Here is a 24997-nt window from a genome sequence, read left to right as displayed (position 1 = left end):
ACATTGAACATCAAAAAAAGGTAATTGTTCTAAAAAGACATTGATTTTGATCCATCTTGCCCTAATATCTTACTTACAACTTGCTCAAACATTGAATCATAATGATACTTATGACAGTACACAAAAGATCAATTCGAAAGCAATAGCCAATAAAAAATTGAAACTCAATGTCCGGATGTGGTAATATGGATGTGTCGAAAATATCAAGATTCAAGTTGGCAAGGGATAGCGATTTCAAACCGATGTCTAATGAAGAAATGTATAGCCGAGAAATTGCAGACTATGGTAGCGAACATTATATGGGATATAGGTTTATGGAACGCCTACCATTAAATCAAAAAATAGTATTATTGGCACTCGCCAAAATACATGAACAGGTATATCCTATCCCTAAATATGTGTACCACTCTGAGATACTCCATGTTTGCATAGAGTGGACGAGAGATACTGAACTTGAAAAGATTAATCTTCCGAATGATACCTATACCACTCTTCCGTTCCCTGTGGGTACTGTTCGGAACTGTTTAGAGGGAATGGCATCGACCTATTTACCTCATTTTGTGGAAGCCCGATACATGTCTAAAAAAGACAAATCAAGAGGATATCGGTTCACTGAACGTTTGTCACTCGACAAGGTAAAGAAAGCCGTGACAAGAGATGAGCCTTTGCTAATCCCTTTACTTGATGCCAAAATTGAATTATAATAATAGATATGTTATGTTTTCGGTATCGTAACACTTAATTTATTTGTGTGAAATCTTCGATGTGATCGCAATTCAAAAGCAATATCCACTAAAACAAGGATTGAAAACAAGAAATGATACTGGAAGAACGGGTTAACGTTCTTCAAAACAATTATTCTTCTGCAATATTTACTTTAACTTTCAAGATGCTGATAGGTTCAAGTTTTTTCCACTCAACTGTGCAACTCTTGTCAAAAACGTAATCATTAACGTTCTTATCTGAGAAAACACCGTCCACGTCATAGACAAAGAAACCTTCCTCACCATTGGTTGAAACAATATTGTCCTGACCGTGAACGTCTTTCACTTCAACAATTGCTGCTTTTTTGAGTGCTTCCAGCAATGTAGCACCTTTTTCAACTTCAACTGTTCTAATAGGTGCGAATATGTTAAGCGCATTGAAAATATTCTTATTGTTAAGCTGCAGAACATGGGTCTTTCCATAAATCTTGCGCTGTATAAGTTCTGCATCTTCCAGTATGTTTGCGTGTTTTGCAGCAACTGGTACAGAAATACTGAGTTCCCTTGTCGAACCATTCTTTAATATCACCAAGATGGTCCAGATTTTTGAGGATTGGAGTTATCGATGCATGAGCAACCTGAACTCCAAGTTTCCCGGGAGACAATTCCACATCTTCAGGTATCACTATAACTTGTTTGTACTCCCACATGCTTTTTCACTCTTTAGATAGCTTTATTTTTTGATAATTTAGTCTTATTTTTTCTAGGCTTGTTCCAGTAAGGGGATTTACATTTTGGACATATCACAGGGTCTTCATTTATTTTAGTACGTGGTACCCATTCATGTCCACATCTTCCACATTTATGTCCATCTTTTTGTATTTTTACAGTTGCCATGTAATAAAAATAACATCTATGATATTTAGATATTACTAAACAGAGTTTTAATAAACTATACTTATAAATTATATAGAATAAACTAGAAGTTTGCTGCGGGCGAGCATGCAACTGTAATTAACAATGAAGATAGAAAACTAATGGCTGCTATTTGACGTTTCCCTTGTCGCTTGAAAGGATCTGAAAATATGCAAGCGTTAATTAAAACCCATAAATTGTATAATATAATTGAAAATAGGAAAAGAAATAGACGAATTCTATAGTCTGTTGCAGCTGTTTTTGTTCTAAATATATTGCACATTCTATAGCTAGTTTCAATACCCCATCTTTTAGAATATAATAAGTACAACTCTTTAATTTCATCAGATGAAAGAGACATATTTGTAGCAAATACACCTATTTCTTTTTCGTCATTTGCTTGGTTATTATTTTTTGACCTTTTATCTGATTCTACAAAAATCAATTTAACTAAAGTACCTTTATTTTTCGATTTCAACCTATATAACCGGGTTGCTGGTAGTTTAACTTTTTCTGCTAATTTTTTTATATTTTTGGATTTTTTTGCAGGCATCAAAAAATGAATATCCATTTTTTTTAATGTTGAGATTATAGCAACCGAATAAAAGCCTCTATCAAAAAAAACTCTGTTAATTTGAACTTTTGATTTAGCATAATACAAAAGATTTTCGACTATAGCTTTTAAATGTTCACTATCACGTGATTCAAGTGGTAATGCCCTTAGAACAAACCTTTTGTTTTTTTCGACTATAGTTACGGTTGCAAATTGATAAGCTTTTGTTGTCCCTCTCTCAGCTTTTGTTCCAACAACCATCTTAGTATCGCGTTTGCCATAAAATTTTATACTTGTCCAATCAATTGCAAGATCAACTTTACTATTAAGTAACCCTTGTTTTTTTGCTTCCCTAAAAATAGAATCAAAAACAAATGTGAATCTTTTTAGTATTTCGTCTATATCATTTTTTTTGATGTGATAACGAACAGTATCTCCATTTGGAACATTTGAATATCCATCAAATATTAATGATTCAGAAGCATTTTCTATAAAATTATTAGTCAATGCTCCTCTCATTACTACATGTAATATGTCTCTATCTGAATAGAGACAATTATGCTTCATGGTAAATAAAATAGAAGGATTTATAATGCTTTTAAAAGCATGTCCTATTTTTGATCCTATAACATTTTTATTTTCATGATTGCTAAAACAGAAATCATCTAGCTTTTTTTGTTTTGTTTTTTCAGTCATTTTCAAATGTCATCTTATTTTTTATCAAGTTTCATTTGAATCACCGAACTTAGCAATGTTTTATTGCTATTTATACTTACTCCAATCTAATCGTACGATTTGTGATATAATATCAAGTATCGTACGAAACTATTAATAAGATTTCGGCCATTTAATTATGAGCAAAAAATGCTTGAGTGGAGACTATGGAAAATCAAAAAAGATCATTAAAAAATACGCAGCGTCCTAGCCATAGAATACCAATCAATGAATTAAACGCAGAATTTCTTAAAAAAAGAAAATCACACATCGAAGAAACAGATATTCTGCAAAATAATAACGAGATCAAAAAGAAAGTTAAAATTAGTTATGATGGGAAGCAGTTTTTAATTCGCATACCAAATGAAATCAGTAAATACTATAGTTTAAGAAAAGGCGATGAAGTAGAGATAATAATTGAAGAAACAAAAACTACGACTGAAACTATCAGAGAAGTTCCCATCACATTAAAGGTAGTCGAAGATGTCAATACTTGAAGAGTCTTTTAACAAATATGAAATAGCAGTTATGTTCGTTTTGTTTAAGGCTGGAAGAGAATTAACGACTTCTCAGGTATCTTCTAAAGCGGACATTGCATGGGCAACTGTTAAGAAATACTTGGATATTTTAGAGGAAGAAGGTTATGTTTACAAAAAAGAAGTAGGAAATAGAGTATATTGGATGTATGCTTCTCATTTTAAAGCACTTTCTGACAAGGAAAAAGAAAAATGGATTCTTTATAGACCAACTCCATTCATTCCAGAAACAAAAATTGTTCAACAAACCCTCCATGATTATCATTAATTATACATCTATTCTTGATTCATTTTTATCAATTTTTCTTGATTTGGTATTTCAAAGGCAAATCATGGATTGATTTTTTGTAGATTAGTCTACATTTTATTCAATAATCTTTTTACAATTATTACAACAAGTCTAATTAGCTTTTAGAAATACTGTTATATGTAAAGTTGCAATTCACGGGATTATATCTTGAAACTAGTTGAAATTAGTTATAATGATAGGTACTTTCGGATGTACTGATATACTAAAGTGCAGATGTTTAAATAATAAAATAAAATGACAACAATTACAATTAATCCAAAGCATATACTTTATTATATACTTTATACTATCTGTTAAAATAAAATTTGTAAAAATCATCTTTATTTTCTTAGTAACTAATAAATAATTGTTAAGTTCTATTTTTATTGCAATATTTTTATTTATTATTTAATGGCCTGTTTAGTATAGACTAAAAGTTACAAAAAATATATTATAAATATATTCTTAATTAAATTCTACGTACTAACTTATTTTGTATTAAAACAAAGAAAAAATGTAAAGTATGTTCGATTATTTTCAAAAACATGTACATTATAAATAATATAAATTAGTTTCTGGTTTTGCATATTTTGTTCTATTTATCTATTAAACTGAGTTTCTATTAACTTTGAATGCATTTTGAATGCCAATCCATTTTATCGTTATGCTTTCTATAGTGCTAATTGCATGAATGGCTATATTGGTATCGTTTTTCTTGTATTTCATTTGATATTCCTGCAATATCTGTAAATTACATACACTATAAGAATATGGATTGAATTATAATGGCTAGTATTTTTCCAGGTACTTTTGTGTAGATAATGTTGGGGTTGGAGTTTGGAACCCCCGTATTCATACATACTATGGAATGGCAAGTTTCAGAAAAACATACCCTTTTTGGCCATTTTCACAAAATGCCATTTTCAATCCTATAGACTATAGGAATATGGATTTATTTTGTTAGGATCTCCTGAATCATAGATTAAACTTTAGAACTTTTACCAAAAAGTAAAGCTCATTTTTAGGACTTGTTCAGAAAATCCGCGCAAATTTTAGATTGGTATTTTCGATGCTGTGACTCTAGAGTAAACGTATCAAAAACTATTAAATAAAAATAGCATAATAAATTTGGTTTTGCAGAGTTCAAACATAGTAAATAATACTTAACTGTAAATTAACTTAGTTAAAATTATAGTAAAGATAATCCTACTCTATTAATTTTAATCTAAAGTAAACACTAATTTCTCTCAACTTCTATAATTTAGTTAGTAACTTCGCCGGATTATAACTGAAAGTAATATCTTGCAACTCAAATAATTATAATTCTGAGATTTTGTTCACAAAATCCCCAAAATTGGCCAAAAATCGCGTTTTTGTTCGCATTGGTACGAAATCAACAATTAATTAAGTATAATTTTATAAATCTATGCCGATGTATTAAGAAATTTGTCACAATCCTAAATTATATGTGTAACAGAATATTGTTACATTGCAATATTCACTAAAGAATAGGATAGATGTAACTAAATATAGTTACATCTTAGTTTTTTGGAGAAACTTTGAAGTTTTCGCAGTACTCATGTAAACTCCTGAGAAATACCATTTCCATAGGTAGTTTTAGTCTGCTACAGTCCACAAAATAAGCTCTTTCTTTAAGTTGAAATTTGGTTAGCGGAATGGAAGTAATATAAACGCTATAATTCAATAATACAAATCTATATATAGAGGAATATATAAAATATAAATGGGTTTAGGGGACTTTTTATTGGGAATAAAAGTTTCTACTATTGGAGGGGGCAATAATTCATAGAACTGAAAAGGACGATTACTCGGAGTGCACTCATTATAATATTTTAACGGGGAACTGTGACCTTTTTAATCGGAAAATTGACTTTAGCGAATCAATGCATTATAAGTGTCTTCTAAAGAAATGTTCAGAATGTCCACTACTTAAAAAAGAAAGAGAAATATCGTAGAACATACATATGGATATTTGTATTTCTTCTTTAACTTAGCATTCATTTAAATTGTTAAATTGGTGCAAACCATATATTCAATCCATATATTCTATGTGTAAGGGACAAGTATATTTTACATAAATCCCTATTTTTTTGCTATCAATTTTTTGCAATGAAATTGGAATCCTTGCACTTATGTATGCTATTTAATGATCGATTTTAGGAGATTATCTATTATTTTTTGTGAAACTTTGAAGTTTTGCAGGATTTAACCTTAGTTTCTATAGTTCCTAACTTATACAACAATTCCATATTAATGGCTAAAATGATAAAAAGAAATTCTCATGGGATATTGGAATCAATTAAACAAGGTATCAGTAATGGTGTTGTTGAAGGATTGAACAACAAGATCAAGACTGCTTTTAAGAGGGCATATGGATTAAACAGAGAAATGCAGGAACACAATGATATTCTTGACGGCGGGTAAACTTCGTTTACCTACACGATGTTAAAGAGATCCATAAATTAGTATTTTTCAATAACATGTTAGTCTTATGGGGCAGGATGAGGAATTACAACAATTGGGTACTGTTTTGCCCCATAAGATACCACTAACCCTTACATATTTTGCATAGACATTTGTGGTTAATAAAAAATTATTTCTCTTCTATTTAATCTTGTAGGAATCTTAGTTTCAGAGCATTTTTTGTTATTTATCCACCGGCATCTTTCTGGATGCAAATGTCAAAAGGAAATTAACTAATATTAAGATAAAGAAAAGAGCTGATAAGGATATTATATTGGTGGTACGAGTTATATCCTCATCAGTAAACCGGGCTAAATTATACTCCCCACTTAATTTATGTAAATACTGCCCGTACGTTACCAAATTGATTTATGTTGCACGGCATTTTACCACAAATCAAGATTCCAATGGTGGTGTTTTTGAGGCCCAAATGACACCACCTCGTCGCTTCCGGCTGGCATCAAAGTTTAAAAGGAAGCGTTAGTTTCATTTATATCGCTTCACAGAGATAAAACTAAAAGAAACTGAGTTACTTAATTAAATGTATGTATCTGATTTAACGGTTCAGTAACAATGTCTGGAATTTTCTGACAACAAAGACCCTGCTTTTGACAATAAATTAAGGATCACAAGCTAATAGGAAAATAAACAAGGCATCATAGTAAAATGATAGCCTTATGAAACAATTATTGGGTTACTGTCATGTCTCATAAGGCAATTGGTAAACCCCCACCAATCTGTTAAATGTCACTGCTGAGCAATGTGACTTCCTGCTGTATGTTCTATTTCTTATTAAATTCTAAGAAGCAATGTTTCAGAACAAAATTATTATTTGGCTTTTGAAGGCATCAAGAGTTGAAGAAAACCTTACGGGGCAGAAAAGTTTGGGTAACTGGGTAATGCCCCATAAGGTAACCACTAATGCCTAATGGTTAATAGAAATTATATTTTCAAAATATTTATGGCAGCAGGAATCTATGTTTAGAATTATTGATAAGGGGATTATTTGTACAATCTAGCAAATATGATAGGTTAGATTTCCTTAAAAATTAGTTATCTGTTAATGAGAAAGTAGACAGGACCTAACATATGATCATTTAAAAATGATTATGTTTCAGTTGGTGCGATATACGGCCTATCTACTAAAAAGGTTTATGTCAGTAGTATATTTATTGTAGTAGGAAATAAAGTTCTGAAACTAAAATTCTAATAGTGATAATTAAGATATGATTGTCTGATAAGTGGCATGTTAGGGTTGGTTGGTTGATTTTGCCAGGATGTGGTTTGCTTATCAGACAATCTCTGTTTTACCTTCCTGAGCATGTTCACAGTGTGAATACTTCTATTTATAAGTTTATTCAACTAATTTTAGTTAATTATATTACATAATGTTAAATTCAAATCAATTGAAATAAGTTGCCTGATAAAGGATGTGGTTTGACAGGTTGGTTGGATTCAGGCTTATCAGGCAACAAGCATTATCCGGATTGTCATAAATACCTGTTTCTGTAAAAAGAAAGGTGCCTGATAAGGGGTGTGTTAGGGTTATTGTTTGGTACTTGATGCTTATCAGGCAACAGGAGGCACAGTTTCTGAACATTTTTATAATCATCTGGTATTTATGTGCAACTGTTACTCTGTATTTTATATTATATATAATTATCTCAACTTATTTGTTGAATATACATAATATATTGTATTTTCACCGAAAAAGAAAGAGAAGTTGTTTAAAAAAGTAAATTATCTGATAAGAATATATGATTGGCGGTGGTAGCGTAATGAGTTTTTCTTATCAGAACAAGGAGGATCAGCAGAAGACTCCAACTCTCTTTTTATGTTTCAAGCTAATTCTATATATAAGTTCAATCGGACTAAGTTAGTATAATTGTAAAATTAAGGTTATTGATTTAATAGTTGAACCAGATTTGTCCCTGTTTACAATTAGAATATAGTGGTGCAGGCACAGTAAAATTTGTAATATAATAAATAAAGGCCTGATAAGAACATGTTAGGGTTAGGTTAGGCAGTTAGTGGTTATCCTTACAGGCCTAAGGAGGACTATTCACTCCTACACTATGCAACAGTTACTTTCAATGCAATACTATTTATAATTTTATTGAGCTATTTTTGTTTATTAGTATAATTCTTATACATTTTTAATTAGTTCTATTCAATAAGAAAACTATGGATCTTAATATACGAACTGGTGCTGCATATCAAAATTAAATGTTTGGTAGATATGAGGGAACAAACAATGGTGGTACAATATAGATGGTTAGTGGGTGTTACATAGCTCTACCAGGAAAATGGATTATATTTATTCCCTCACTATTTGCACATATGCAAATGTTGATATTTATAATTATTGTCTATTTTGTTACTCAAATTGATATAACTTGAGATTTAAGTGTCTGTTTACAGATATAAATTAATTATAATGTGTATTACAATTAATAAAAATAGTAAATTTATCTAAAAAAAATTATGTAGTTTTTTCTATATGTTTTCTATTTAATACCTCTAGCAAATTAGAAAGATATATAGTTTTATAAAAATAGCTTTATTTTATTGTATGCTTATAAAATAAATTATATTAAATGTTAATTTTTATTAGTAAGTGTTGTGTTTTCTTTGATAGTATACTCTTTTACAATAATGGGTATATAACAAACTTTTATATGTTGATCTGTATTCCAAATAACTCATAGAAATCATTATATTTTTTCCTGGCACGATACAGATACTGCCTGACATATTTTTCTCCTCTTGCTTTTGCATACATTGCTGTTGTTTCTGCAGGAGTAAAAATGGTTTCAAGTTTTTTTCTATCGATACTGTCAAGGAATTTGATATTGTTACTGTTATCGATATCAAAGAACTGTACAATTGGTTCTTCTCCCTGCCAGTTCCACAGATTATCGTAAAAAATCGCATAAAGCAAATCGCATTCAGTACATTTACCCGCAACTACCATTCCGTTATCATGGTCATGATAACTGAGACTGATGACATCTGAATTGCAGGAATTGCATATTCCTATAAAGTTACTGTCAAGATTTTCGGGATATAAGTCTATATCATCGATCTGCATTACGTTGTTTTCCAAATCGTATTTTATATTCATATGGTCACCGGAAAAATTGAGAGTTTGAATAATGCATTTATCTTATTAGTCATTTTACTTTTGACTACTTAATATTGGCTTCATACGATAAAAATTTAAAAACATATATATAGATTGAAACACATATAAAAGTTTGTGCTATATATGAGGTGAAGTAATGGACTCAATTCGCGCAAAAATAAAACGAAGATTGCAGAAGTTCATCGAATTGGATGTAAATGGACTACGCAGTCATATACTATCAATTTTCTTAAGTGTAAAAGAGACAACAGTAGATGAGCTGCATGCAAATATCACTGAAAAGTACGATATTTCACGCAGTGCAGTGGCATCCATGGTAGGCTACATTTATTCCAAGCTAGGCGTACTCAGATCTCATAAAGAGTCTTACAAGACTCCAATAGTTTATTCTTTAAAGGAAGAATATGAGGACATGATTCGAACAGCTCTTGAAGCCAGGCCATCATCTTCAGGCTGTTAAATAGTGAATTGCGATTAACAAACCTGATTACAATGTCCATAGTAAAAAACGCACCGCGTACGTCTACTACGATTGTTATACGTTCGGATTCCAATTCCCGTATAACTCACTCCAGAGACCCTTATTATAACCTGATGAGACGACTCTTTCAGGAAGAGGCAACTGCTATTCGTGGTCAGAAGTTTCTCATGCTGGTTGAGGACCGTCAAAAAGCAGGTAATCCTATCAAGACTAGTGAGTGGGAAGCTCTTCTTCAGGAACTCGATATTGGACGTGCTTCATTCTATGCCATGCGCAATAAACTGTTAGGTGCTGGCCTCATTACTCATAAAGACCATGAATATCGCTTATCAGGTCAATTCAGCAAGGATCTTGTTGACATGGCCAGATGGTGGTGGACTGCTGTTCTAAATGAAAATCCGGAAGGTCTGGAATAACCATCCGTCCGATACCTTAATATACAAGCTTTACAATTAAGGAGATGCATTCACCGTAGCCCGGTAGTGTAGTGGTCAATCATGCAGGACTCTGGATCCCGCAACCTCGGTTCGAATCCGTGCCGGGCTACCAAATAACTTCAACTTTTTTTAATAGTTATATTGACATCATTAACTTATTTTCACAAAAATTTTTATTTTGCAATTACAAAAAGTTACATACTCCTGGTTTTTTGGTTCAACTATAAAAAAAGTGTGAGGAGATGACCAGCTAACCAGTCATTCTTCCTGCTTAAAGAAGGAAGTTTTTATTCATCCGGATATAGTGATATCCGCCTTCTCAAGTACCTGATTCAGCTGATTGAGAATCTCTTCCATCTTATCGATTTCCTCGCCATAGCCTGCCCAGTCACCATCTGCAAGATATTCCTGTGCTCTGTTATAATGATCAAGAGCCTGTTTTGCAAGTTCCTTTGCAGTTGTCGGAACCTCCGTTTCCTGTTCAGTATTTTCTTCAGTGCTTATCCTGCCTTCAACAAGCATTTGCAGTGATTCCTGCAGGTCTTCTCCCATAACAACTCTCTGTCCTGAGGAAGCTACAACCCTTCTAAGTTCAGGTATTTCTGACTCTTCGGCACTGATGAATATTGGCTCAGTGTACAATATGGAGTTGCCTATCGGCACAACCAGCAGATTGCCTCTGATGACCCTGGATCCTGTCTGTCCCCAAAGTGTCAGCTGTTCTGAGATGTCAGGGTCCTGATCAATTCTGGATTCGATCTGTGTAGGGCCGTAGATGAGTTCTCCTTTTGGAAGCTCATAATGCTTGAGTTCTCCATAATTCGGATTGTCACATCTGGCTGCTATCCAGGCAATCATATTTTCCCTGTTTCTTGGTGTAAACGGCTGTAAAAGGACATATTCAAGTCCGCCATCGTTTGGAAGCTTTGTGATCATATAATAAGGTTCCATGTCTATGCTGGTTCCACGGTATACTTCCCTTGGTATTTCCCATGCATCCTCTTTATTGTAGAATGTCTCTGCATCCTTCATGTGGTAATTCTCGTAGAGGCCCATCTGCACCTTGAAGAAATCCTTTGGATAGCGTATGTGTTCCTGCAAGCCTTCCGGCATATCGCTGAAAGGTTTGAAAAGGTCAGGGAATATCTTTGAGTAGGTAGTGATCACCGGTTCATTTTCCATAACATAAAAATCCACAGTTCCTTCATAGGCATCTACAACAACCTTCACAGAATTGCGGATATAGTTGATGTTATAGAACTTGTCACCATAGTAGCTCTCTGAATAGGGATATTTGTCAGCAGTGGTATATGCATCGATTATCCAGTAGATCTTTCCTTCATAGATAACCGGATATGGATCACTATCATATTCAAGGAACGGAGCGATTGTTTGTGCTCTGTCCACTATCTGCCTGTGATACATCAGTCTGGAACTGTCATCTATATATTCACTCAGGATGAAATTGTATTCACTGAAAACGAAAGCAAATATCACTTTTTTAACGAATGAATCCAGAAGTATACCACTCTGGCCTTCATATTGTACGAATACGTTCTGCCCTTCTCTCGGATAATCGAATTCATCTTTTCCCGTATCTGATATCTTATAACCGGTTGTTATTTCTCCATAATATATACGTGGGTTATCAACTGAAAACTCTCCTGTTGGTGGAATATCCTGAAGCACGAATTCCGGTCTTCCGTCCTCTGTCTTTGTGCTTACGGGGTTCATAACAACACCGAAACCATGTGTGTAGACCAGACGTTCATTGACCCATGTCTTAGCTTCAGGTGCCAGTTGCATGGTGTCAAGTTCCCTTGCAGAGATCATGTATTGCTGATAACCACCATCCATACTATACCGGTCAGTATCCACATCATTGAAAGTATAATATGTCCTTATCTGCTGAAGCTGTTTGTAGGTCTGTTCTAAGGCTCTACGGTCCCATATGCGAATATTTTCGGTTATATTCGTATTATTCTGGAGTTCTTCAGCGGTAAGGTCGGAATTCGCTTCAAATGGTTTCTCTTCTATGTCCGACAGACCGAAGGCCATTCTGGTATAATTGATGTTGTACTCCAGATATTGTTCTTCAAGCTGAATTTCCGTAGGTTCTACTTTGAACTGCTGGTATATACCTGGTACAAATGAATTTGTAACGATAAAGAGGATTAACAGTACTACGCTTGCAAGCGGTATATTCACTTTCTTCAGTTTGATATTCGCTACCAGGGAGATGGCAGTCAGCATGGACAATAAGGTAAGTATATTGAATATGGGAAGTCTTACATGTACATCCGTGTAGCCTGCACCTGCAACAACACCCTGCTGTGAGAATAATATGTCATATCTGTTAAGGAAGTATCCAAATGCTATCAGTGCGAAAAGGACTGAAAGAAGCAATGAAAGATGGACAAGAACTCTTGCAGGTATTGTATCTTTCAGTCCGCCTGTCTGATAAAGGAAATATGATTCTTCTGCGTCATCTATCTCTATTCCCTCTGACTTGAAGTACGGTTGTAGTCTGAAAAAGTACAGACCAAGGACCAGTATGATGGAACTGATGGCAAGCGTTAGTAATGTCCCGTGAATCATCTGAATGAATGGTAACTGAAATACATAGAACCCAATATCGTTCATGAGGATAGGATCGTCTATTCCGAAGGTTGAACTATTCAGATATAGAAGAATTATTCTCCAGCTGCTGCTGAATGTGAGACCGAATAGCAATGAGAAAGCTGTAATGACTATTAGTATCCCGGAGCTATCCATGTTATTGTACTTAATGTCCTTGTCTTCCAGTATTTTTCTGCTAGAGTTTCCTGCATATCTGGCATTTGCATAAAGGAAGACGAACGCAAGCAGGAATCCCGGTATTATTGCTATCAGTTTCCATTGCAATATCGTTGTGAAAACAGAAGTATATCCTATCATATCGAACCACAGATAGTCAGTATATATGCCTACCAAAGGTCCGATACCTAAAAAGAACGCAACGATCAGGAAAAAAATAATTCTCTTGTCTGTAATTGAAACACCCCGCTATCACTTTTGATTCCTATCTTATATCTAGTACACCCCTGAAAATTTCTACACATACTAAATTTTGAAATTCAAGACTAAATAGAAAAACACATATAGTTAAAAGTTTACTAAAACAACTAAATTAAGTTTGGGTGTGGTTATGAAGTTAAAAAAATTACTATCAGAAGCAGTAACATATGCGATAATTGTCCTTATTCTGTATTACACTGGAAATTGGGATAATTTAGGATTAGTCACTCTTGCGTATTTAATAAGCGTTGTTTTCTGGGAGGTTACGAAGGCTTAGAGTGTTGATTGTTTGTATGGGTGGGCTATTTTTATTATAGATTTTTTGAGTTTACACCAATTAAAACTATTAACAAGAGTCCAATTAAACAATTACATATATTTAGTATACATACTAATCAGATAGAACTTTGGATGTATTTGTATGAACATACTAAGTATTTTATCATTAGTTTTTATTATTGGCACATACATATTCATGTTTTTTCTTTACAAAAATTCAACAAAAATAAGGTCTCTCGGTAATCATATAAACGATTATTTGTCTATTTCTTTACTTATTACGGTAATTGTGATCGTAATATCATCATAAAAAATTGGGAAATAATACGGGCAGTCTGCATAGTTTACTTAATTGTGGGCGGTACTTTTCGGAATATTGAACGTCAGTTTTTTTGGGATGCTTATATTCGTAACTATATTCGTAAAATACGTGGAAAATAAGTTTGCGCCAATTAATATTGATGTCGAAATACTTAAACTCTTGAAAAACTATTAAAAATAAATGGTTAAACCTGCAAATTTAGACGCAAGACATAAAAATACAGAAGATATAAACAGTTTTCTTGAAAGAAGAGATCGTCTTGTACAAACACTCATTATACTAATGGGACTAACAATTGCTAGTCCTATAGTAGTTCCAAAAAACATGCCTTCAATATATTTTCTTATATTTTTTGTGTATATTTTATGCACAATTTTGTTATACTCAGATATTATAGCATCTTCTAAAAGTAATGGGTTGCTGATATCAATTGAATTCACTTTAGCAATGTCGTTCTCTTATTCCTTTGTTTTTGCTTTTGTACTCAATGGATATTATACATCAAATCCGATAGTTGCCAGTATTACCCTTATAGCATTAATGGTGGCAATAGTTTCCTCCATTCATGTAGAAAGTGAACAATACCCCAATTATTACAAAAAACGTTTGATTGATATTCTTTTTGGTCTCATAGGCCCGTTTGCAATCGTAGGTATATTATTGATAGTGGCTTTACAATTGGCTAATTAATAAACAATACTTTTCCTCTGCTAACCAAACCTTTACTAAAAGCAAGACCTTGTTTTGTGAACTGTGGCTTAAAAGCTCATTCCTACGAAAATACTTTGCTCAGCGCCCACTTGGAGAATCACAGCTCAATTCCATAAAACTAACATCCCAATTCAAGCGCATCAATCATCTTTTCAGTGCACTCCGGGTTATTGAATACGAGACGGACGTTTCCGTTTTTAAAATAGTAAAGTTTCATCGTTTCATCGATGTGAGCTCCTCCGGGCTGTATTTCTATAACTTTTGCTGCTGAGGGGGGAGTGTTGTTTAAGGTTATGTCAACGAGTTTTCCAAGACTTTCAAGGCAATCAAGCGATTGATACGGGTTTTTTAATGCTTTCAATTTTATGACAGTTCCGTTTCTTTTTTCCGCATCATCAGTTGGAGAAGTAATATCGATGGGTATCAGACGTCTGCAATCACTTTTAATTCTCTTTAAAATGTGTTCATCATTGTAGAAATACTCATTTTTGATATGGTCGGCTATCTTAAAAGCATCATATGATTCCATATTTTCGATGAAATCCAGAACTTCCTCATAATCGATGGAAATCTTAAGACAATTGTTACTTTCAATCTGGATTATCTGATTCAGGAAGATTTCCTTGATGGCTTGAATAGGAATACTGAGATTCACAGAATCAGTAAAAGGAAACAGGTACAGGGACTGACGACTTGTAGGAGGAATGAGATTACCAAGATGGGAATTAATTTCCCTGACAGTCGATTTTGTTTCTTTCTGGGCATTGTACAGTACTTCGATGGTCTCATTCTGTAAGGTGTACACCTTTGTTCTGTGGTCGTAAGCGTTTTCTGCCATCAGCCGTCCTCTTGGCACTTAAATTATATATATTTTCACCAAAAACCAATCTCTAATCCTGCAATAGTAGATATAAAGAAGCAGGAACAACTTGTATATATAAACAACATCACAACTGAGAATCCATTGAGAGAGGATATATCTTGTCAAATGAAAACACTGAGCATGAAGTCATCACTAAAGAACAGTTGCTCCTGCTAATAGAATCCCGATTTCCCGGAAGAAATTATCATGAGAATTTGCTAAGTGTTTTGAAAAAAGGCAGTTTTCCTCACCATGCTGAATTTCTTAGAACTATCGGGCTGCTGCTTGATAATGACTGGATGATAACAGGACTTTTCCTTGAAAATATACCCACAGCAGCAGAAAACACCGGTCTGGAAGGCATCAGGAAATGGGCAGGAATTGGCTTAAAGTTATTTGATCAGGACAAAGCCCTGGCAATCGCTTATTTTTCATACTCAGCATCTCTCTTGAGTGATTTAAACGTCAGTGAACTGGAAGAGTGGGCTTTAAAAGGCATTACAGTTTTTGAAACCAATCCGGCACAGGCCAAGGATTATTTCTACCTGAAATCAGAAGAATCAAGAGAATTCGTAGAGAATCTCAGAGGTTCTGTGGCACTCAGTGAAATCACCAACATACTCCGGTATTATGCTCTTGGATTGTCAGGTGTTAGTTTCAACATAAAATCCCGCAGAAATCTGGGAGCAGAAGTAGAACCGGATTCTATAAACCCTGTGATTGCAGGCAATACCATCTATCTTGCACCAAGGATTAAGAAATATGGCGAATTTGAGGACAACTACAAAATTTACAAGCTAAGCATCATGCACGAAGTTGGCCATATACGTTTCAGTTCCAATGAACTTGAACGTGACGGAGCAGCAGAACTAATGGAAGATATCAGAAGACGATACTCAACCATGAAAAAGAGGCTCCCGAGTTTAGGAATGCAGGCTGAAGGCAACATTAGTATAGCTGATGTCATAGCCCTCTTTCCAAACCAGGCTCTGGCAGGCACAATACTTGGAATTCTGGAAGATGCCCGGGTTGAGTACAGGATAATGGAAAGCTACAAAGGAGTCAGGATAGACCTTGAAAGAATAAGGCAGCAGATGCTCCTGGCAAGACCTGTTCCATCAGTAAACCTTGAAGAATTCATGGAAGCACTTTTGTGGATATCCATCGGAAAGGAACCCGTTTATGAGTTAAATAAAATAACAAGGCTTCTTCTGGATAAGACAAAACCAATTCTGGAGGAAAGCATCCTCAGAGATGATTCATCAGTACTTGATTCTCTTGAAACAAGCTTTAAGATATACAAATTTCTTGACGAGCATGAAGGACCATTAAGCCAGAAAGAGTACAGGGTATTGAAAAACCTTGACTACCGAGGTGTGAGCATTGGAGCTTACAACAGCAAAGATTCTCTTTCAAACACATCCCATGAGAATATTATCAAGCAATTTATTCCCGAAAGCAAAGTTGGACTGACAGAAGAAAATGCCTCCTTACAGGAAGAAATACTTAAAAGCCAGCCAACTTATGCCGAAAAAAAGAACTGGAACATTCTTGGCAGTTACAGATACGATGAGTGGGATGCTGTCATCAGTGATTATAAAGCAGACTGGTCTGTGGTTAATGAGGTTGAGCCTTTTGGCATGTCAGGTGATTACTACTACGAGGCATCAGAACAATACAGGAATGAGATAGCCCTTATTAAACAAATATTCAACAGGATGAAGCCTGAGACATTCCGCAGAATGAAACAGCAGACAGATGGAACTGAGATAGATATCGATGCCTTTATCGACTTGCTTATCCAGAAAAAATGCGGAATCAATCCTGATGATGGACTCTATATGAGATGGGATAAGCATGAGAGGGATGTTGCAACTCTTTTCCTTGTGGATGTCAGTTATTCCACTCATAAAATGCTAAACTATGAGGAAAAAAGCATACTTGATGTTGAAAAAGATTCTCTCATTATCATGACACAGGCTCTTGAAAGCATCGGTGACAACTACGCTATTTACGCATTTTCCGGAAAGGACAGGGATGATGTTGAATACTTTGTCATAAAGGATTTCAGTGAAGAATTATCAGATACCGTTGCACGCAGGATAAGCCTGCTGGAACCCGTATCAAATACAAGACTTGGGCCTGCAATCCGGCATTCTGTCAGGAAACTTGAAAAGGTGGACGTAAAAACTAAGATAATTATATTGTTATCAGATGGAGAACCTTTCGACATTTCCCGGGGAGAATCTGCATATAAGGAAAACACTGCTGAAGAAGACACAAGGATTGCAATTCAGGAATGCAAGACAAAAGGAATTGACTTTTTTTGCATAACAGTAGATCCTGATCCGGGAAAGTATCTTGAAAACATTTTTTCCGATTTTCAGTACACAATAATTGATGATGCGAGTTCACTTCCAGGGACTCTTCCGGTTTTGTACAAAAGGATAACCACCTGAAATTGGTGGCAAAGCTCAATGATTATCTGAAGAGCTTTTTCCTCTTGCAAGAGACGCAAATATTCCTATTATACAGAAGATTGTGAACAGGATAAATGCATAATGCATGCTGGTAACAAACTGGGGATAATACTCGGAAGTTATCACCACAGGACCGATTACCACTGAAAATATCATCATGGCTATACCCATTGAGAGCATCTGCCCAAGCAGTCTCATGGTGCCGTTCATTCCAGATGCTACCCCATAGAATCTTTTATCAACTGAGCTCATGATAACGTTGGTATTTGGGGATGAGAACAGACCAAATCCTACACCAAGAAGAACAAGTGTTCCTACGATATACCAGAGTGCTGTTGCTTCCGTAACAAAAGTCAATAAGAAAAGTCCGGTTGCTGTAAGTCCCATTCCTGTTGATGCAATTAACCGGGGCTCAATGCGGTCAGAGAGCTTGCCGGCCACAGGTGATATAGCTGCCTGTATGACAGGCTGTGCGATAAGAATCATACCTGCATGTCCGGGAGTAAATCCCTTGGTATACTGCAGGTCAAGACTCAGTAAAAATGTAACTGCATAGGTTGCACTGTAATTTATGAGTGCAGACATATTCGATAGTGCAAAAACACGATTTCTGGTCAGAAGCCTGATATCAAGCACTGGAGTGGGTATACGCATTTCATAAAGAGCAAAGAGCCCGATACCCAGGAGTCCAAGACCTATAAGAGCCGCACCTTTTATTTCAGGGAGACTGGAGAAACCGTACATAACTGCAACAACAGCAGCTCCATAGATTACAGAGCCTGTAAAGTCAAATTTTTCTCCGCGACACTCAGCCCATTCACCTTTGAGTTTCCAGAGTATAAGCAAAACTGCAATGGCACCGATTGGCACATTAACAAGGAAAATACTTCTCCATCCAAGGTGTTGTGTCATAATTCCACCAAGGAACGGACCCATGGAAAGTCCCACATAAACGGCAGTGATGTAGATACCAAGAGCAGTACCCCTTTCTCCTGGAGAGAATACGGAAGTTATAATGGCAGCTCCTGTACCAAAGATCATGGCACTTCCAAGACCCTGAATGACACGGACAGCTATAAGCATCCCTTCTGTGGGAACCATGGTCATTGCCAGTGATGCCAGACTGAAAATAATAATTCCATAAAGGAAAACCTTTTTTCTCCCATATATGTCAGCAATTTTCCCGAAAGGAACCAGAAATACTGCTGATGAAAGTAGATATGCAGTAGCTACCCAGGAAAGTGAAATAGCATCCATATTGAATTCTGCTCCCATGGTTGGTAAAGCGATGTTCACCGCCGAGCCATCAAATGGAGTGATAAAACCTGCGAGTATGGCTATAAGCAGAACTATCTGTTTCTGCGTTTTATCAGCTAAAGGTGATTTCTTAGATGGCTGATTTTCTTCTGGATTTTTACATGTTGGATTAATGTTACCTTTTCTTGCTGCAAGATTTGATTCCATATTTACTTCCTGTTTTGGTTCCATACTTACTTCCATGAGTTTTGTGAGGATTAGCGAATTCCTGTTATAAATAACATTGCAGTTACTGTTATTTTATCCGGATAACAAAATCAATTTACCAAAACACCTAAGTAATGTCGCCACCTCCGATGAATTAAAGTTTACAGAATTAAATATAATTGAATGAAATAAATTTTAATTGAGTTGATAAATATGGCAATTAAAGATGGAGATACAGTAAAGATAGAATATGTAGGTTTGCTTGATGATGGTTCTGTTTTTGATGCTTCAGAGACACACGGTCAGCCTTTAGAATTCACAGTAGGTGAAGGTAATGTGATAAAGGGCTTTGATGAAGCAGTTAAAGGTCTTGAAGTTGGCGAGGAAAAAGAATTCAGGATCGAAGCTAAAGATGCTTATGGAGAATACAATGATGCTCTTAAGGATACAGTTTCCAGGGATCTTGTAAGGTCTGACATGGAAATGGAAGTAGGTAAAACATTCTGGGTACAGTCTCCTCATGGACAGACAATCCCTGCAAAAATTGTTGAGCTGACAGAAGATGAAGTAACCTTTGATCTTAACCATCCACTTGCAGGCAAGGCTCTGACATTTAAGATTATAGTGGTTGAAGCATAATTCTCTGTAATAAAATAACTAACAAAACAACTAACCTAACTGTCTAAATCTTAAATATAATAATGATGATACTCATTATATATCGAAGTATACATATATTTATATAGTAGAAAATAATACTAGGAATTGCAGTCACAAGCTGAAATGCGAAAGACTGCATGACCATATACGGTGGTACGATATGGCCTTGATTGAAATAAACTAAAGCGAAACGTACAAAAGCACATGAACGATAACAAACCTGCCACATTACTCCCACAACCACACACCAGGTTTGTTACGTTCGGGCTTTAGTAAACTTTAGTTAATCACATTCATAATGGAGTATGAGCAAAGGGGATTCAGGCCTTTGGGCCGGGGTTATTGTCATAAAGAATTCCCAGCTTCTTTCTCTTCTTCTCTTGTTTGTTTTTAAAATCTGTTATTAAATGATTTCTAATCTTTGTATTGGATTTTCTCAATAACTTAAAATTCAATTTTAATTCAAAACACATACAGGTTAGTATCAATGAAACAGAGTTCCAAACACTACAAATAGCATCATAGTGGCGGTGGTATTGGATATTATAGAGTACTCGAGTCCTTTTTTCCAGTAAATCCATCCGAATACCATGCTTGACATTCCATTAAAAACTGCAATACGCATAACAAGTGCCGGATCCATTGTTTCTCTGGATAGAAACACATAAATGGTGCTATAAAGCAAGGTTACTAATAAAATAGATATCCAGGCACCAATTTCTGTAGCTTTTCCTTCTGAATTTTTCTTTATTTTCCAGGTAATCCACACAAGGAATGTCATCAAAAAGAACCTTAATACAATCTCTTCAGTGATACCTATGTAAAATGAATACAAAAATCGCTGCCATAGGGGTGGAGTTGTCAGGAAGATGAGTAACGATTCTGAATATCGTGTAAAAACAAGAGTATCCAGAATTATGATTACAAATGATATAATCAGACCCATGAGAATCGAGAACCTGAAAGAGTCTTTAAAATCAGAAGGTAGTTTCCTGTCTTCATAAAGTGAACTAAGCACCGGTGTTTTCAGACCAACTTTTTTTCCAAGATATAATCCTGTAAATATACCAATTAGAAATATGACTGTGGATCTTGCAAACTGTGCCGCCAGAATATTAGGAATTGACATGGCCAGGTCATACAATGCATCACCTGACATTGTAATTCCATAAGGAAGTGCTGCCAGCAATGAGAATTCAGCCACCATAAACAGCAGCCAGTAGATGTTCCAGTCTACAATATCCCTGATATCCTTGAAGCTCATTCCTGCCATCCTTAGTAGTTAAAAAAAGTCACATAGCGTCTTTTGACGCATTAGTGAAGTATTCAATTGCTTGTGCCAGTTCTTTGTTAGTCTTAGCATATTCTTCAATATCAATTTTCTGGAGATATGCATCACATGCCTGTACAAGGGCTTTAGCTCCGTCCTGTGTTCCTCCAGGATGGGCATGTACTCCGGACCCCATTGTTGTTATGAAATCAACATTTCCCATGACATCAATAAAAGGCTTCAGTCTTACAGGATTCAGCCCTCCGGAGACAATAGGACAGCATTTCTTCATGCCTCTCCAGCTATCATCCTCAAGCACAACATGATGTGCCAGATCCACATTCACGATATTGATAGCATCCTTGTCAGTGTCAGGTATCTTGGACCAGCTCTGTTTGAAGAAGTGTCCTTCAGTACTCATGTACTGAATCTCGTGTGCTGCAACTACATCTTCCTCAGGTGTTCCTTTCATTTTACCAACACCTGCTGTACCTGTGTGAATTCCTGAAGCACCGGCGAGCCTTGCAAATTTGGAAAGGACAAGTACTGAGAATCCAAGTGGGTTTTCAGGTCTTGTAAATGCACCATGAGCTGCCCTGTGGAAGTGAATAAAAACATCAAGATATCTTCTTCTGAGTGTCTGCACAGCCATCCAGCCTGCTGTAATCCCGTCGATAAGGAAAGCATAACTTCCGGGCTCAAAACCTGCATTAACTATCATTTCACATCTTTCAATCATGGTGTCAAAATCAGCTGCTGAAACATTGAATGAATGAACCTTTTTATGTCCGGTTTCCCGAACAGCTTTATCCATTGCTTCCTTCACATGTTTTACCATCTTGTCATAGGGACAGAAATCCTGGTTTGCCTGTGGTTCGTCATTTTTGACAAAATCACCGCCACCTACCCAGAAATCGTAACAGACTTCAGCATACTCGGCAGATGTGAGTCCCATCTTTGGTTTGACTATGGTTCCAAGAATAGGCCTGTCATAGACATCAAGGTATTTTCTCATGTCATCAACGGTATAGCTTGGTCCGTCATACTGTTCAAGCATTGACGGAGGGAACCATACATCCAGAAGTTTAAGGGCTGCAACTTCCTTCATTCCGAGAATGTTACCTACGATATAGGTGAGGATGTTCTGTACATTTCCTCCCCTGTCAAAAAGTCTCCATGGATATGCTATCCATACGAGTTCACGTTCTAAGTCAAGTTGATAAACAAGAGCATTCATGACCCGGGAAAATGAGGTCTCGGTATTAACTTTAAAATTAGTACCGGTTGACGATTCGGCTGCAACTTCAGCGGCTGCCTGCAGGATATTGAACTTTCCACCAGGTGTCAGGTGGAAAACTCCGAGAAGATATTCACCATTTGTCGGATCAGGCAGTTCCAGATTTACATATGCTTCCTGTTTGGAGTTGAGCGATTTAACCAGATCTTTGTGAATTGAACTCATATAATAAAAAAGAGCATGCAATGTATTTTAGTTTTTGCAGGGATGAGATCAGGAAAGTGTCAGAATCCCTGCAATAGAAGTTAAAAAGAAGTTATTGGAACGAGGTTATATTAGTGGTAACAAAGAATCTTTAATATGAAATAAAAGGGAGTGTATAATTTGTCACAGGAAAACAATAAACTATATAGTTTAATTTTGGTTCTGGCTATAGCCCTGGCGCTGATGGCAGCGACATTGTATGCAGGATCACAGGGGACAGCACAGGAAAACACAGAACATACAATTTCCATGAGTGGGTATGCGGAACAGAAAGTAGTGCCTGACACTGCATCAATAAGTATCGGAGTTGTAACCCAGGAAATAACAGCAAACGGTTCAAGCAGTGAAAATGCTGTAATAATGAATTCAATAGTAAATGAATTAAAGGCTCTGGGTTTAGAGGATAGGGAAATGCAGACATCTTATGTTTCAGTATCGCCGGTATACAATTATACCGGAGGAAGAACCATAACCGGGTACTCGGCCTCAAATAGTGTGGATATAACCACTAAAAAACTTGACATGATCAATGAGATAATTGACAGGTCTGCTGCAGCCGGAGCTAACCAGATAGGCAGTCTGTCATTCTCCGTGTCAGACACAATGCAGAAAGAACTTCGTGATGAGCTTATTTCAGAAGCTGTAACTGATTCGCGCTTAAAAGCAGATATGCTTGCAAGCAGTCTGAATGTAAAGATTACAGGTGTAAAAACATCATCTGTAAATGATAATAGTGGCATCTCTACTATTTATAGTACAGCACAGGAAATGCCTGTGGCAGAGGAAGCGTCAACTCCGATAAGTCCGGGCGAATCAACTGTTTCAATGTCTGTACAGGTCACTTATATTATTGAGTAATTATTGATTAATGGAAAGTTCTTGATATATACCAAGAACAATAAGAAGGAGAACAATTCCAAAAAGAATGAATTGAGGAACGGAAGCTTTTATCGTTTCTTCTTCTTTTTCTTTTATGCATATTAGCACAAAAACTGTCAGGCTGGCAAGAATTAAAACCAGGATGAAAACTGAGAGTTGTATGTTGAAATAAAAGGCGGAATAGATCATTCCTGCGCCTTCAAGAAACATTACAGCTGAGATCTGATGGTAAGGAACATATCCGGCAATACTTCTTTTTTCTTTAGTGTTGAAGTAGTTTTTTTCGCCAAATACAACATGAAGAATGCACAATACAATTAAAAGTAAACCCGATGCTGCAATTAACAAATTCAAAATCAAGAACCTCTTATTAATTCAGGATATTTATACTTCAAATATTTTTGTATTTTATTTTGGGTTTACTGCATGAAACAGTGACATAACTTTTAATAGAATATCATTTATCAATTAATTATTCTTGTGTTAAAAAAATGAAAGAAAAGTGATCAAATGGAATATGGTAATCTTTTAGGCACTTCAATAAAAACTGTTCTAAGAAACTTTGTTTCCTATGCAATCGCAACGGTGATTCTTAGCGTTGGCTCAATATTATTTGTAACTGCTCCACCGTTGCTTTATGGTTTTGTCATGATGCTTGCAAAAGGCACAAGAAATGAAGTGGTAAAAGGAATGGATATTCTGGATGGATTCAGGAACGGTAATTTTGTCCGTAGCTGGAAATACATGCTTTTTGTGATGATAATTGCTGTTCTAATTTCAATAGTGGCAATGATATTGCTATTTTTTGTCGGAATACTTTCATTTGGACTTATGTTTACACTGGGTTCTTCCAGTTCCTCCATACCCGAATCAGTAATTCTGGCAATAGTGGCTATACTCTATCTTGCAGTTCTCTGTATTGCCCTTATTCCGGTATTTTTCATGCTTTATATGCTGCCACTATATGTAATCAAAGGATATGACATAACAGATGCTTTGTCAGAAAGTGCTGCAATTGTAAAGTCAAACATTATAGCAAGTGTTATAATAAGTCTGATAGTAGGTTTTGTGGCTCTTGTAGGAGTACTTCCGTATTATGCAGGTTTATTTCTGGGATGGCCTGTTGCCTTCAATTTAGTTATCTACATAACCGGTGTTTTACTTACAACTCCATTAAGTCAGCAGATTCTTGTAAACACTACTTTCGAGCTGGCATCATTTCCATTTGAAAAAGAACAAATCAATAAATAAGTT

General features: G+C 35.6%; 21 protein-coding genes, 1 tRNA gene and 1 pseudogene. 12 read left to right on the top strand and 11 right to left on the bottom strand.

The window, feature by feature from the left end:
* Positions 1-185: 185 nt before the first annotated feature.
* Positions 186-704: a hypothetical protein gene (locus tag V7O61_RS07915; RefSeq protein ID WP_407282226.1), complete on the top strand. Its 519-nt coding sequence runs from the start codon at positions 186-188 to the stop codon at positions 702-704.
* 151 nt (positions 705-855) lie between these two features.
* Here V7O61_RS07915 and V7O61_RS07910 read toward each other — a convergent pair whose 3' ends face one another.
* The 4 genes from V7O61_RS07910 to V7O61_RS07895 form a co-directional block, all read right to left on the bottom strand.
* Complete coding sequence (locus tag V7O61_RS07910; protein ID WP_209616689.1) at positions 856-1257, bottom strand: ArsR family transcriptional regulator; 402 nt, start codon at positions 1255-1257, stop codon at positions 856-858.
* Positions 1160-1414 (bottom strand): peptidyl-tRNA hydrolase, encoded by a 255-nt coding sequence (locus V7O61_RS07905; RefSeq protein WP_209616428.1) that lies wholly within the window; start codon positions 1412-1414, stop codon positions 1160-1162. The genes V7O61_RS07910 and V7O61_RS07905 overlap by 98 nt, the downstream gene beginning before the upstream one ends.
* Before the next feature lie 13 nt (positions 1415-1427).
* Positions 1428-1601, bottom strand: coding sequence for a hypothetical protein (locus tag V7O61_RS07900; protein ID WP_209616412.1), 174 nt, complete (start codon positions 1599-1601; stop codon positions 1428-1430).
* Between the two features lie 82 nt (positions 1602-1683).
* The gene (locus V7O61_RS07895; protein ID WP_209616409.1) at positions 1684-2868 is read right to left on the bottom strand and encodes a transposase; all 1185 of its coding nucleotides are present in this window, start codon (positions 2866-2868) and stop codon (positions 1684-1686) included.
* Positions 2869-3053: 185 nt separating this feature from the next.
* On the opposite strand from V7O61_RS07895, the gene V7O61_RS07890 reads away from it, so the two are divergent.
* The 3 genes and pseudogenes from V7O61_RS07890 to V7O61_RS07880 form a co-directional block, all read left to right on the top strand.
* Positions 3054-3383 carry a hypothetical protein gene (locus V7O61_RS07890; RefSeq protein ID WP_209616406.1) on the top strand — a complete coding sequence of 110 codons (330 nt, stop codon included), beginning with the start codon at positions 3054-3056 and terminating at the stop codon, positions 3381-3383.
* Entirely contained in the window at positions 3370-3690 is a 321-nt protein-coding gene (locus V7O61_RS07885) for a helix-turn-helix domain-containing protein (protein ID WP_209616403.1), read from the top strand. Before V7O61_RS07890 ends, V7O61_RS07885 begins: the two co-directional genes overlap by 14 nt.
* Before the next feature lie 2289 nt (positions 3691-5979).
* A pseudogene (locus V7O61_RS07880) lies at positions 5980-6181 on the top strand (transposase); the annotation flags it as partial.
* 2688 nt (positions 6182-8869) lie between these two features.
* Here V7O61_RS07880 and V7O61_RS07875 read toward each other — a convergent pair.
* Complete coding sequence (locus tag V7O61_RS07875) at positions 8870-9319, bottom strand: hypothetical protein (protein ID WP_407282227.1); 450 nt, start codon at positions 9317-9319, stop codon at positions 8870-8872.
* A 157-nt stretch (positions 9320-9476) separates the two neighbouring features.
* Between V7O61_RS07875 and V7O61_RS07870 the strand changes: the two genes are divergently transcribed.
* The 3 genes from V7O61_RS07870 (at position 9477) to V7O61_RS07860 (ending at position 10370) form a co-directional block, all read left to right on the top strand.
* The gene (locus V7O61_RS07870; RefSeq protein ID WP_023846603.1) at positions 9477-9800 is read left to right on the top strand and encodes a DUF2551 domain-containing protein; all 324 of its coding nucleotides are present in this window, start codon (positions 9477-9479) and stop codon (positions 9798-9800) included.
* A gap of 32 nt (positions 9801-9832) precedes the next feature.
* Positions 9833-10237, top strand: coding sequence for a hypothetical protein (locus tag V7O61_RS07865; protein ID WP_023846602.1), 405 nt, complete (start codon positions 9833-9835; stop codon positions 10235-10237).
* Between the two features lie 57 nt (positions 10238-10294).
* A tRNA-Gln gene (locus V7O61_RS07860) sits at positions 10295-10370 on the top strand.
* Positions 10371-10549: 179 nt separating this feature from the next.
* On the opposite strand, the gene V7O61_RS07855 is transcribed toward V7O61_RS07860, so the two are convergent.
* The gene (locus tag V7O61_RS07855; protein ID WP_407282228.1) at positions 10550-13231 is read right to left on the bottom strand and encodes a UPF0182 family protein; all 2682 of its coding nucleotides are present in this window, start codon (positions 13229-13231) and stop codon (positions 10550-10552) included.
* An 865-nt stretch (positions 13232-14096) separates the two neighbouring features.
* On the opposite strand from V7O61_RS07855, the gene V7O61_RS07850 reads away from it, so the two are divergent.
* Positions 14097-14606, top strand: coding sequence for a hypothetical protein (locus V7O61_RS07850; RefSeq protein WP_407282229.1), 510 nt, complete (start codon positions 14097-14099; stop codon positions 14604-14606).
* 139 nt (positions 14607-14745) lie between these two features.
* On the opposite strand, the gene V7O61_RS07845 is transcribed toward V7O61_RS07850, so the two are convergent.
* On the bottom strand, positions 14746-15465 hold the full coding sequence (locus V7O61_RS07845) for a hypothetical protein (protein ID WP_407282230.1): 720 nt from the start codon (positions 15463-15465) through the stop codon (positions 14746-14748).
* Between the two features lie 143 nt (positions 15466-15608).
* On the opposite strand from V7O61_RS07845, the gene V7O61_RS07840 reads away from it, so the two are divergent.
* Complete coding sequence (locus V7O61_RS07840; RefSeq protein WP_407282231.1) at positions 15609-17948, top strand: nitric oxide reductase activation protein NorD; 2340 nt, start codon at positions 15609-15611, stop codon at positions 17946-17948.
* A 15-nt stretch (positions 17949-17963) separates the two neighbouring features.
* On the opposite strand, the gene V7O61_RS07835 is transcribed toward V7O61_RS07840, so the two are convergent.
* Positions 17964-19457 carry an MFS transporter gene (locus V7O61_RS07835; RefSeq protein ID WP_407347364.1) on the bottom strand — a complete coding sequence of 498 codons (1494 nt, stop codon included), beginning with the start codon at positions 19455-19457 and terminating at the stop codon, positions 17964-17966.
* Positions 19458-19646: 189 nt separating this feature from the next.
* Here V7O61_RS07835 and V7O61_RS07830 point away from each other — a divergent pair, with 189 nt between their 5' ends.
* Entirely contained in the window at positions 19647-20072 is a 426-nt protein-coding gene (locus V7O61_RS07830) for a peptidylprolyl isomerase (protein WP_023846595.1), read from the top strand.
* A gap of 505 nt (positions 20073-20577) precedes the next feature.
* Here V7O61_RS07830 and V7O61_RS07825 read toward each other — a convergent pair.
* Positions 20578-21357, bottom strand: a complete 780-nt coding sequence (locus V7O61_RS07825) for a type II CAAX prenyl endopeptidase Rce1 family protein (protein WP_407282233.1) — start codon at positions 21355-21357, stop codon at positions 20578-20580.
* A gap of 28 nt (positions 21358-21385) precedes the next feature.
* Entirely contained in the window at positions 21386-22825 is a 1440-nt protein-coding gene (locus tag V7O61_RS07820; protein WP_407282234.1) for a ribulose-bisphosphate carboxylase, read from the bottom strand.
* 159 nt (positions 22826-22984) lie between these two features.
* On the opposite strand from V7O61_RS07820, the gene V7O61_RS07815 reads away from it, so the two are divergent.
* Complete coding sequence (locus V7O61_RS07815; protein WP_407282235.1) at positions 22985-23722, top strand: SIMPL domain-containing protein; 738 nt, start codon at positions 22985-22987, stop codon at positions 23720-23722.
* Here the strand turns inward: V7O61_RS07815 and V7O61_RS07810 are convergent, their stop codons facing one another.
* Positions 23723-24097, bottom strand: a complete 375-nt coding sequence (locus V7O61_RS07810; protein ID WP_407282236.1) for a hypothetical protein — start codon at positions 24095-24097, stop codon at positions 23723-23725.
* A 156-nt stretch (positions 24098-24253) separates the two neighbouring features.
* Between V7O61_RS07810 and V7O61_RS07805 the strand changes: the two genes are divergently transcribed.
* Positions 24254-24994, top strand: coding sequence for a hypothetical protein (locus V7O61_RS07805; protein WP_407282237.1), 741 nt, complete (start codon positions 24254-24256; stop codon positions 24992-24994).
* The last annotated feature ends 3 nt before the right edge of the window (positions 24995-24997 follow it).

Source organism: Methanolobus sp. WCC1, from assembly GCF_045690315.1.
In the GTDB taxonomy this organism is placed as follows: Archaea; Halobacteriota; Methanosarcinia; order Methanosarcinales; family Methanosarcinaceae; genus Methanolobus; species Methanolobus tindarius.
The sequence above is the reverse complement of the archived record's forward strand: the minus strand, read 5'-3'. Positions and strand labels throughout refer to the sequence as shown.

What these genes read in the sequence shown, in the direction of transcription:
- V7O61_RS07915 (WP_407282226.1), top strand. Translation starts at nt 186, where the DNA reads ATGGATGTGTCGAAAATATCAAGATTCAAGTTGGCAAGGGATAGCGAT.
- V7O61_RS07830 (WP_023846595.1), top strand. Translation starts at nt 19,647, where the DNA reads ATGGCAATTAAAGATGGAGATACAGTAAAGATAGAATATGTAGGTTTG.
- V7O61_RS07905 (WP_209616428.1), bottom strand. Translation starts at nt 1,414, where the DNA reads ATGTGGGAGTACAAACAAGTTATAGTGATACCTGAAGATGTGGAATTG.
- V7O61_RS07805 (WP_407282237.1), top strand. Translation starts at nt 24,254, where the DNA reads ATGGAATATGGTAATCTTTTAGGCACTTCAATAAAAACTGTTCTAAGA.
- V7O61_RS07895 (WP_209616409.1), bottom strand. Translation starts at nt 2,868, where the DNA reads ATGACTGAAAAAACAAAACAAAAAAAGCTAGATGATTTCTGTTTTAGC.
- V7O61_RS07820 (WP_407282234.1), bottom strand. Translation starts at nt 22,825, where the DNA reads ATGAGTTCAATTCACAAAGATCTGGTTAAATCGCTCAACTCCAAACAG.
- V7O61_RS07850 (WP_407282229.1), top strand. Translation starts at nt 14,097, where the DNA reads ATGGTTAAACCTGCAAATTTAGACGCAAGACATAAAAATACAGAAGAT.
- V7O61_RS07870 (WP_023846603.1), top strand. Translation starts at nt 9,477, where the DNA reads ATGGACTCAATTCGCGCAAAAATAAAACGAAGATTGCAGAAGTTCATC.
- V7O61_RS07835 (WP_407347364.1), bottom strand. Translation starts at nt 19,457, where the DNA reads ATGGAACCAAAACAGGAAGTAAATATGGAATCAAATCTTGCAGCAAGA.
- V7O61_RS07885 (WP_209616403.1), top strand. Translation starts at nt 3,370, where the DNA reads ATGTCAATACTTGAAGAGTCTTTTAACAAATATGAAATAGCAGTTATG.
- V7O61_RS07845 (WP_407282230.1), bottom strand. Translation starts at nt 15,465, where the DNA reads ATGGCAGAAAACGCTTACGACCACAGAACAAAGGTGTACACCTTACAG.
- V7O61_RS07825 (WP_407282233.1), bottom strand. Translation starts at nt 21,357, where the DNA reads ATGAGCTTCAAGGATATCAGGGATATTGTAGACTGGAACATCTACTGG.
- V7O61_RS07875 (WP_407282227.1), bottom strand. Translation starts at nt 9,319, where the DNA reads ATGAATATAAAATACGATTTGGAAAACAACGTAATGCAGATCGATGAT.
- V7O61_RS07890 (WP_209616406.1), top strand. Translation starts at nt 3,054, where the DNA reads ATGGAAAATCAAAAAAGATCATTAAAAAATACGCAGCGTCCTAGCCAT.
- V7O61_RS07900 (WP_209616412.1), bottom strand. Translation starts at nt 1,601, where the DNA reads ATGGCAACTGTAAAAATACAAAAAGATGGACATAAATGTGGAAGATGT.
- V7O61_RS07865 (WP_023846602.1), top strand. Translation starts at nt 9,833, where the DNA reads ATGTCCATAGTAAAAAACGCACCGCGTACGTCTACTACGATTGTTATA.